The 9,746-nt window shown below is 69.6% G+C and carries 7 protein-coding genes; all 7 read left to right on the forward strand.

Annotation, left to right across the window (positions count from 1 at the left end):
- The first annotated feature begins 287 nt into the window (after window positions 1-287).
- The 7 genes from FJ251_10195 (at window position 288) to FJ251_10225 (ending at window position 9,606) form a co-directional block, all read left to right on the forward strand.
- On the forward strand, window positions 288-578 hold the full coding sequence (locus tag FJ251_10195; protein MBM4118089.1) for a hypothetical protein: 291 nt from the start codon (window positions 288-290) through the stop codon (window positions 576-578).
- A 281-nt stretch (window positions 579-859) separates the two neighbouring features.
- Entirely contained in the window at window positions 860-1,441 is a 582-nt protein-coding gene (locus tag FJ251_10200; protein ID MBM4118090.1) for a hypothetical protein, read from the forward strand.
- A gap of 190 nt (window positions 1,442-1,631) precedes the next feature.
- Window positions 1,632-2,822: a glycosyltransferase family 4 protein gene (locus tag FJ251_10205; protein ID MBM4118091.1), complete on the forward strand. Its 1,191-nt coding sequence runs from the start codon at window positions 1,632-1,634 to the stop codon at window positions 2,820-2,822.
- A gap of 30 nt (window positions 2,823-2,852) precedes the next feature.
- Window positions 2,853-3,605 carry a hypothetical protein gene (locus FJ251_10210; GenBank protein ID MBM4118092.1) on the forward strand — a complete coding sequence of 251 codons (753 nt, stop codon included), beginning with the start codon at window positions 2,853-2,855 and terminating at the stop codon, window positions 3,603-3,605.
- Window positions 3,606-4,739 carry a glycosyltransferase gene (locus FJ251_10215; protein MBM4118093.1) on the forward strand — a complete coding sequence of 378 codons (1,134 nt, stop codon included), beginning with the start codon at window positions 3,606-3,608 and terminating at the stop codon, window positions 4,737-4,739.
- A complete protein-coding gene (locus FJ251_10220; protein MBM4118094.1) occupies window positions 4,720-5,616 on the forward strand; it encodes an EamA family transporter in 897 nt (298 codons plus the stop codon). The genes FJ251_10215 and FJ251_10220 overlap by 20 nt, the downstream gene beginning before the upstream one ends.
- A gap of 126 nt (window positions 5,617-5,742) precedes the next feature.
- Window positions 5,743-9,606, forward strand: coding sequence for a choice-of-anchor D domain-containing protein (locus FJ251_10225; GenBank protein MBM4118095.1), 3,864 nt, complete (start codon window positions 5,743-5,745; stop codon window positions 9,604-9,606).
- Window positions 9,607-9,746: the final 140 nt, after the last annotated feature.

The raw sequence follows: 9,746 nt of genomic DNA on the forward strand, positions 1-9,746 counted from the left end.
TGCTGGTGCCGGTCTTGATCTCCTCCCCGACTGTGTCGGCCTTGCCCCTGCTTCCGGATGGCAGCTTCGAAACCTGCGCACCGGACTGCCTGCCTTGCGATTGGGAATGCACGGCGAACAACGGGGCGGGTTGGATTATCAATCCTAGCACCGCTTACGGCTGGAATGTCGACGCCTTTGACGGCCGTTTCGTTGCCTGGCTCGGCGGCTTCTACGACGGAGCTCCCAACCAGAACAAGTTCTGCGAGACGATCGGGGTTGTCGGAGATTGCATCGCCTGGAGATGGATGGGTTGGGTGCCCGAAGGCCATGTCGGGAACATCGTGCGCGTGACCCTGGACGGGGAAGTCGTCTTTGAGAAGGAGATGCGGTATCCCGAGGACCACACCTACCCGGAGTGGCAGACCCTGATGATCAACAACGTCTACGACCACTGCTGCGAGCCGGAGTTCTGCATCGAGTTCATCCCGACCGACGGCGCAAACATGCTCGTCGACTACTTCGAGTGGTGGCAGGCGGCTTGCACGACGCCGGTCGAATCCACCAGTTTCTCGACGATCAAGGCCTACTACCGCTGAGCCTCGAGTGGCTCCGCCGCCCAAGTCACGAGGGGATCCCGCATTCGGGACCGCCGACTCGCCCCGCCAAGCCCCGATTGGCCCGCTTGCGCGGGCCGGGGCCCTGCCTGAATTGCTGCGCCTCGCGCGGTGCTCTATACTTGTTCCCGCCAGTCGCGCGCAGAGGGCTGCCCACAGGGGGAGCGTCCAGCTCGGCGGGACTCGCCGGGCGGGCGCACTGTCTCGGCGCGCAACTAGAGGAGGCGGTGAGCGTGCTACGACACTGGGCTTGCAGGCTGGCGATGCTAGTGCCGGTCCTGATCTCCTCTCCAACTGTGTCGGCCTTGCCCCTGCTTCCGGATGGCAGCTTCGAGGGGTGCTTTGGCTGCAACTGCGCCTGGGAGTGCACTGCCAATAACAACTTCGATTGGATCATCAATCCGAGCAACCCGAGCTATGGGTGGGATATCGATGCCTTCGATGGCGATTGGGTGGCCTGGCTCGGCGGCTTCTACGGCGGAGCCCCCAATCAGAACAAGTTCTGCGTGAACACTGTCAATGTGCTGGGCGAGTGCATCGTCTGGCGCTGGATGGGCTGGGTTCCCGAGGGGCACACTGGCAACCGCGTGCGAGTCACGATGAACGGCACCGTGGTCTTCGAGAAAGAGCTGCGCTACCCGGAGGACCATACCTATCCAAACTGGGGGATCCTTCAGACCGAGAACCTCCTGGAATGGGACTCGATCCCGGACGTCGAGTTCTGCATCGAGTTCATCCCGACCGACGGGGCGAACATGCTGGTCGACTACATCGAGTGGGTCCAGCACTGCACCACGGCAGTCGAGACCACCAGCTTCTCGACGATCAAGGCCTACTACCGCTGAGCCTCGAGCGGCCCCGCACGGGTAGGCCACGCGGGGATCCCGCATTCGGGACCGCCGACTCGCCCCGCCAAGCCCCGATTGACCCGCTTCCTGCTTCTTCCTATGCTCTGGCCGCGCCGCGCCTGGCTGGCCCGTCTGCGCCCAGGGTGGGGCTCGACTCAGGCGCGCGGCCAGGAAGGGAGGTTGACGGGTGCACATTCTCTTTCCCTATCTCGCCCGCTATCGCGCCGTGAACTGGACGCGCTACCACCACCTCTTCGGCCAGCTCGCGGCGATGGGCCACCGCATCACGGTGCTCCAGCCGCCGCCGGCCGCGATCGGCGAGACGAACTTCCAGGAGATCGAGGTCGAGCTGCCGCCGGCGATCGCCCTGCGGGACGTGGCGATGCCCGGCTGGTTCTGGGATCGCCGCTGGCCCCTGGACAAGCTCGTCAAGAAGGGCAGCTACGGGCTCGTCTGCCGCGACACCGTCGAGCGCATCGTGGCCGAGGAGGCGGTGGACGCGCTGATCGTCTACAACCTGCCGCAGGCGGGGCTGCTCGACATCGCGCCGCCGCGCGGGCGCAAGCTGGTGCGCGTCTTCGATCTCGCCGACGACTACGAGGCGATGCTCGCCAAGGAGCTGGGCCGGCTCGCCATCGGTCCGCTGCTCTGGCAGGGCCGGCGCACGCTGCGCGGCATGCTGGAGAGCGCCGACCTCGTGCTCAGCGTGAGCCACAGCCTGGCCGAGGACTACCCGGACCGGCGCATCGAGGTGCTGCCCAACGGCGTCGACTTCGCGCGCTTCGACGCCGTGCGCGCTGCCACGGAGGGGCGCGTGGGGAGCGCGGAGCCCGGCCGGCGCCTCGTGGTCGGCTATCTCGGCGCCTTCGAGTACTTCATCGACTTCCCGCTCATCCTGGACATCGCGGCCCGCATGCCCGAGACTCGCTTCCGGCTGATCGGCGCCGGGCGCGACTTCGAGGCCGTGCGCAGCGCCGCCGCCGAGCGCGGGCTCGACAACGTGGAACTTCCCGGCCCGGTGCCGTTTCACCGCGTGCCCGCCGAGATCGCGGCGATGGACATCTGCCTCAACCTCTTCGTGCCCATCCCGATCAGCCACAAGGCCAGCCCGATGAAGCTCTTCGAGTACCTGGCCATGGGCCGGCCCGTGCTGACGAGCGATCTCGAGGAGGTGCGGCGCTACGGCGTCGACTTCCTCGTCACCGTGAGGAGCGCCGACGAGGGCGCCGCCGCGCTCGCGCGCCTCGCGGCCGATCCGGCCGAGCGCGCGCGCCTGGCCGAGGCGGGCCGCGACTGGGTGCGCGCCGCCTGCGACTGGAAGGACATCGCGAACCGCCTGGTGGAGCTGATCGAACAGACCGCCGACCGCATGCACTGAGGCCGCGGCCTCATCGCCCAAGGAGAAACCGTGATCGGACGCCTGCTCATTCTCGTCCTGCTGGTGGCTCTCGCCGCCGTCGCCTGGAAGGCCCGGGGCTACCGCCAGAGCGCCCTCTCCGCCATGAACAAGGTGGAGGTGATCAGCGAGCGCTTCACCAAGAGCGACTTCTTCGAGGCCGAAAACCGCCAGTGGCTCGAGCGCGGCGAGCGGCCCGATGTGGTCTTCATGGGCGCCTCGATCACGAAGCGCTGGAACCCCGAAGGCAAGCTGGGCGACCTCAAGGTGGCCCAGCGCGGTGTGGGCGGCCAGTGGCCCAGCCACTACCTGCTCCGCTTCGCCAGCGACGTGCTGGACCTGAAGCCGCGCGCCGTGGTCATCAAGGCCTGCGCCATCACCTTCAGGCCCGGTGTCGACGACAAGGGCACGCGCCGCGCGCTGCTCGACATGTGCGCGCAGGCCGAGGCCGCGGGCGTGAAGCCCGTGCTCGCCACCTGCGTGCCCGTGCGCGAGGACGGCAACGCGGTCTATGGCTCGGACGGCAAGAAGCAGCCGAGCGGCATCAACGACCGCCTGCTGCCCTACAACGAGTGGCTGCGCCAGCTCGCCGCCGAGCACGGCTGGGGCCTGATCGACTTCTACAAGGCGATGGCCGACGAGAAGGGCTTCCTGCCCGCCGATCTCGCCGAGGACGACATCCACCCCAACGCGAAGGGCTACGAGGCGATGACCGCCGCGGCCCGAGCCGCGCTCGAGCCCCTGCTTGCGGCCAGCGGCAGCTAGGTGACCCGCGGGCCGATCCACGTCTGCCACGTGCAGACCACGCTGCGCGCGGGCGGGCTGGAGAACGGCGTCGTCAACATCGTCAACGGCCTGGATCCGGCGCGCTTCCGCTCGACGGTGCTCTGCCTGCACGACGCGGGCGCGCTCGCCGCGCGCATCGTCAACCCGACGGCGCAGGTAATCAACCTCGCCTACCCGGATCGGCTCGCGCCCGAGCTGCCCTTTCGGCTGGCGAAGCTCTTTCGCGAGCTGAAGCCGGACATCGTGCACTGCCGCAACTACACGCCGAACCTCTACGGCACGCTCGGCGCGCGACTCGCGCGCGTGCCGGCCGTGGTCAACGGCGAGCACGGCCTCGTCCAGACGGTCGGCTGGCGGGGAAAGCTGGTGAGCCGCACGCTCGCGCTCTTCGCCGACCGCGTGCTCTGCGTCTCGCCGGGTCTGCGCGACTACCTCGTGCAGACCCTGCACTACCCGCCCGCGCAGGTGCAGGTGATCGTGAACGGCGTTTCGCTCGAGCGCTTCGATTCGCTGCGCGTGGACCGCGCCGCCAAGCGCCGCGAGCTGGGCGTGCCCGAGGACGCCTGGCTGCTCGGCACGGTGGCGCGCTTCTTCCCCTTTAAGGACCATCCCGCCATGCTCGACCTGCTAGAGCGCGTGCCCGAGGTGGCGGGCCGGCCCGTGCACGCGGTGATCATCGGCGACGGCGAGGGCGCCGCGGCGTTTCGCGCCGAGGCCGAGCGGCGCGGGCTCAGCGCGCGCATGCACCTGCCGGGCTTCCGCAGCGATGTGGCCGAGTGCTACCCAACCTTCGACCTCTTCTGCCTCTTCTCCACCGGCAACGAGGGCACGAGCAACGCCATCCTCGAAGCGATGGCCGCGGGCGTGCCGATCGTGGCCACCGCGATCGAGGGCAACCGGCATCTCATTCGCAGCGGCGAGAACGGCGTGCTGGTGCCTCCCGCGGGCGAGGCCAAGCGCGCCGCCCTCGCGCGCGAGGTGCCGCGCCTGCTCGGCGACCCCGGCCTGCGCGCGCGCCTGGCCGAGACGGCCGGCCGCGAAGTGCGCGCGAAGTTCCGTCTCCAGCGCATGATCGACGACTACGCGGCGTTCTATGCCGGCCTCGCAAGCTAGGCTCGACCGCTTCGGGCTGGCCCAGCTCGGCGTCGTCTACCTCGTCTGGGGCAGCACCTACCTCGGCATCCGTCTCGCCGTGCGCGAGGGCGCGGGCTGGCCGCCCTTCGCGATGGCCGGGCTGCGCACGCTGGCGGCGGCGGCGATCCTGCTCGCCTGGGCGCGCCTGCGCGGCGAGCGCGTGCGCGTGAGCCGCGGCGAGCTGGCCCTGCTCGCGCCAACGGGCGCCCTGCTCTGGCTGGGCGGCAACGGCCTCGTCACCCTGGCCGAGCAGCGCGTGGACTCGGGGCTCGCGGCCCTGCTCGTGGCGGCGATGCCGATCTGGGCCGAGCTGATCGCCATCGCCCTCGATCGCCGCCTGCCCAAGTGGAAGACCATCGGCTCCGTGCTGATCGGCTTCGCGGGCGTGGCCGCGCTCTGCTGGCCGCTCCTGCGCGGCGGCACGCGGGCCGACGTGCTCGGCGTCGTCGCCCTGCTCGCCGCGCCGCTCTTCTGGGCGCTCGGCTCGATCTGGCTGCAGCGACGCCGGCCCGGACTCGGCGTGCTCGCCGTCTCCGGTTGGCAGCAGGGGCTGGGCGCGCTCTCGCTGCTCGCAATGTCCCTGGCCCTGCGCGAGCCGCAGCCCCAGCCCACCGGGGAAGCCTGGCTGGCCTGGGCCTACCTCGTGCTTTTCGGCTCGGTGCTCGCCTTCACCAGCTACATGAGCGCGATCCGCCGCCTGCCATATCGCGTGGTCGCCACTTACACCTATGCCAATCCGGTGATTGCCGTCTTCCTCGGCTGGCTGCTGCTCCGCGAATCCGTGACGGGCTGGACTTTGGCCGGCGCCCTGCTCGTCGTGGCCGGCGTGGCGGGGGTCTTCCAGAACCGGGACTAGGACCGCGCTGCCTCTTGGCCGCGCGCCGCGCCGCACCCGCAATCCCCGAGTCGAAATCCTGAATTCGGGTTTCCCCGCCGCAGGTGCTATACTCATTCCTGGTGTGAGAGTGGAAGGGAGGTCCCCATGTCTGCGCTGCGCCTGCGCGCGCTCCTCGCGCTCGTTCTCCTTGCCGCCGCCAGCGGAACCCAAGCCCAGAACTGCCAGGTCGACTTCGGGACGCTCGATTTCGGGGTCGAGCTGCTCGGCGAATTCGGCCTGCGCACCCTGACGGTGATCAACGGCGGCGCTACCAGCTTGCCGCTGGACGTCCCCGGTCAGCCCTGTCCCGAAGTGCCCGCCTTCACGGTGAGCCCCAGCGGGCACTTCGATGTCGCGTCCGGCGCGAGCCGCGTCTTCCAGGTGCGCTTCGCGCCGACACAGGCAGGTGGCCACGAGTGCCTGCTCGACCTGGGCACGAACGACTGCCCGCCGGTCGCGCTGCGCGGCTGGGGCCTCGCCTACACGCCGCCGGCGCCGGGCCAGATCGGCCTCTACCTCGACCTCCAGGCGCAGATCTGCCAAGGGCCGCTGGACGGCCCGAACCAGCTCGCGCAGGTGCGAGTGCCCGCCGTGCTGCCCGAGGGCGTCGAGAGCATCACGGCGGCCGAGTTCCGCATCGCCGGGCTGCCGACGAGCGGCTTTCCCCCGAACGGCATGTGGTCGGCGACCTGGAGCAGCTCGCTCGTGATCGGCGATCCGGTGGGCGGCATGGCGATCGCCTGGAGCACGCCGCAACCCGGGCCGATCGTGGAGATCGGCTACTTCATCTTCGTCACCAATCAGCAGGGCAATTGGATCGGCCCCGACCACCAGCTCTCGGTCGTGCCCTGGACGACCCTCGCCGTCGTGGACGCGGAGGGCGCCTACGACATCGCCGTCGGGGGCGGCGACTTCACCTTCAACTGCAGCGATCCGCCGAGCTGCGTCTGCTATGTGCCGACGCCGCCGCTCTGCGTGCTCCAGCCCAGCAGCCTCGACTTCGGCGTCGTCAATGTGGGCGCGGGCGCCCAGCAGAGCTTCACGATCTGGAACCAGGGCGAGGGCGTGCTCACCGGCATCGTGAGCGAGGACTGCCCCGACTTCTCGATCCTGTCCGGCGTGGGGCCCTTTGGCCTGGAGAGCGGCGAGAGCCGCACGGTGACCGTGCGCTTCGCCCCGGCGAGCGCGGGGCCGCAGACCTGCGTCATCGACCTGGGCACGGCGGACTGCCCGGAGATGGTCTGCAGCGGCACGGGCTACGCGCCGGAGCCGATCTGTCAGGTGACGCCGGCCAGCCTCGATTTCGGCGACCTCGCCGTGGGCAACGCGGCAAACCTTAGCTTCACCATCAAGAACATCGGCGCCGGGCTGCTCGTAGGCATCGTGAGCGAGGACTGCCCGGACTTCTGGATCACGGCCGGGGCCGGCCCCTTCTCCCTGTCGACGAACCAAACGCGCACGGTGACCGTGCGCTTCGCCCCCAGCGCGCCGGGCCCCCAGACCTGCGCGATCGCGCTGGGCACGGAGTACTGCAACGACGTGCCCTGCACGGGTTTCGCGCACGAGCCGGTCTACGGTTGCCAGCTCGTGCCGCCCGCGCTCGACTTCGGGGACATCGCCCTCGGCACGAGCTGGATGCTCTCGGCTTCCCTCAACAACACGGGCGACCTGACGCTCACCGGCACGGTCAGCCTCGACGATCTGCAGTTCGCGCTCACCGCCGGCGGCGGCCCCTACAGCCTGCCGCCCGGCAGCAGCCGTACGATCACCGTGCGCTACACGCCGCTGGACTACGGGCCGCATGCGGCGGCCGTGAGCACCGGCAATGCAACCTGCGGCGAGCTGCCCCTCGCTGGCCGCGCGCACGAGCCGGTGCCGGTCTGCGTGCTGAGTCCCCCGGCCCTCGACTTCGGCGAGGTAATGCTCGGCGACTACACGAACGGCAGCTTCAGCGTCGGCAACTTGGGCGATGGGCCCCTGGTCGGTGACATCACCCTCGTGAGCGAGCACTTCCATCTGATCGGCGGTGGTGGGCCCTTCACGCTCCAGCCCGGCAACTGGCGGCAAGTGACGGTGCGCTTCGATCCGCAGGCCTACGGCCCGCTGACAGCCACTGTGCTACTGGGCAGTGCGGCCTGCGCCGATCTGCCTCTCAGCGGCTTCGGGCGCAACCCGAGCGTCGGCAGCGACCACCTCGGCCTCTACCTGGACAGCGCCGGCACGGATTGCGCGGGCGACTTCCCGGTCGGTCTGCCTGACACCCTCTACGTGATCGCCACGGTGCCGAGCTTCGCCAGCCCGGGCATCACCGGCGCCGAGTTCCGGGTGGACGGTATCGCGGCCCTGGCCGTACACGCCGAGATCAACGAAGAGTGGTTCTACCCGCCGGAGAGTGGCAACCTGGTGTACGGCCTGCGCTTCGCCTTCGGCGCACCGGTGCCCGGCGAGCAGGTGCTGCTCGGGCGCCTCACCGTGATGGCCCTGGCGCCCCTGGGCGAGAACGTCGTGCTGACCGCGGCCCGCTCACTGGACGGCGAGCAGCTCCGCGTGAATGACGCAGCCGGCCTCGGCTGGGACGTCGGCGGTGGGCGCTGCACGCTCAACTGTACGAACCCGCAGCTCTGCGACTGCCTGGACTTCGAGAGCGGAGCTTGCCAGCTCTCGGATACGGAGCTGGACTTCGGCACCGCGCCCTACGGCAGCAGCGTCTACCGGGACCTCGACATCACCAACGTCGGCTTCGTGGCCTTCGCGGGCGACCTCCAGATCAGCGGTCCCTATTTCAGCCTGACGCAAGGCGCGGGGCCCTTCCTGCTCGAACCGGGCGAGACGCACCACGCACAAGCCCGCTTCCACCCGGGCAGCGCGGGCGTCTTCGAGGGGCTGATCACGACAGGCCTTGCCGACTGTCCAGAGATTCCCTGTCACGGCGTGGGCACGGGGGGCGGCGGCAGTCCATTCATGGGTCTCTACGCGGACTATTACGCAAGCGTCTGCTTCATGGACCAGGAGCCCTACGAGATCGCGACAGTGAAGGTCAGCGTCTTGCTGCCGGAGTGGCTACCGGCCATCACGGCGGCCGAGTTCGCCATCGAGAACCTGCCCTACTCGGGCGCGGATGGTCAGGTCAACGCCTACTGGAACACGAACCTGGTGATCGGGGATCCGCACACCGGCATCGCGCTGGCCTTCCAGCCCGCGCTGTCCGGCCCGATCGCCCAGCTCGGCGAGCTGGACTTCTACGAGATCAACGACGACTGGATCGGCGACCACTACATCATGCAAGTCACCGAGAGCGCGAGCGGCCATCTCGTGGTCGTCGGCACGGATTACGTGGAGTACTGGTGCAACGCGGGTCACTTCACCTTCAACTGCTGGGGCTGGTGCGACTGCACCTGGGCGACGCCCGTCCTGCTCAGCAACTTTGCGCTCGAGGACCTCGGCGGCGCAGCGCGCGTGAACTGGAGCTGCGAAAGCGGCGGCGACGCGGAGTTCCGCCTCGAGGGCGAGCGGGACGGCCTCTCCTGGCAGGTCGCCTGGCAGCGGACGGCCCCCGGCCAGTACGAAGCCGAGGACCACGCCGCGGCGCTCGCGATCGCGGGTGAGCTGCACTACCGCCTCTTCGGCCGGCTGCCGGGCGAGGAGTGGCAGCTCCTGCGCAGCGAGTCGCTGGCCGTGAGCGGCCGGCGTTTCACGACGCGGCTCGCGGCGGCGCACCCGAATCCCTTCAACCCGAGCGTGACGGTGCCCTTCTCGCTGGCGGCGGCGGGCCGGGCGCGCCTGGCGGTCTACGACGTGCCGGGCCGGCTCGTGCGCGAGCTCTTGAACGAGCAGCGCCCGGCGGGCGAGCATGCCGTCGTCTGGGACGGCCGCGATGAGAGCGGCCGCGCGGCGGGCACGGGGGTGTACTTCGTGCGGCTGGAGGCAGCGGGCCTCGCCGAGAGCCAGAAGCTGGTGCTGCTGCGCTAGGCGGCGGACACCAAGGGCGGTCATAACGAGGGGGAGGCTACGATGTCGAATCTGCGCACACGTGCGGTCCTGGCGCTCGCCATCCTGATCATCGCCGCCGGCGCCGCGCAGGCCCAGTCCTGCACAGTGGACTTCGAAAC

The sequence above is a fragment of the bacterium genome (assembly GCA_016873475.1).
In the GTDB taxonomy this organism is placed as follows: Bacteria; Krumholzibacteriota; Krumholzibacteriia; order JACNKJ01; family JACNKJ01; genus VGXI01.